This is a genomic window from Pseudomonas sp. F9001 (assembly GCF_013385435.1).
Taxonomy (GTDB): Bacteria; Pseudomonadota; Gammaproteobacteria; order Pseudomonadales; family Pseudomonadaceae; genus Aquipseudomonas.
Genome location: NZ_JACAPX010000068.1, coordinates 1 through 315, shown reverse-complemented (window position 1 = coordinate 315; position 315 = coordinate 1). Strand labels below are relative to the sequence as shown.

General features: G+C 55.9%; 1 pseudogene. It reads left to right on the top strand.

From position 1 onward, the window contains the following. Positions 1-315, top strand: a pseudogene (locus HX818_RS31595) (RHS repeat domain-containing protein); the annotation flags it as partial.

Genomic DNA, 315 nt, shown 5'->3' with positions numbered 1-315 from the left:
TGGCTTGCGAGGATGAGCATGGCGCGCTGACCCAGTATCAGTGGGACGCCGTAGGTCGTTTGCTGAAAGTGATTCAGCCTGACGGGGCCACACGCGAATTCAGCTACAACCCGTACGGAAAAATCACTGCCGAGCGCGACGAGTTGGGCCGCGTCACCCGCTACGAATACGCCGATGGTTTGCACCTGATCAGCCGTCGGATTAATCCGGACGGCACGCAGCTTAAATACCATTATGACAATGTTCGGCTGTTACTGACCGAGATTGAAAACGAAGTCGGAGAGACCTATCGACTTGAGTACCACGCCAACGGCC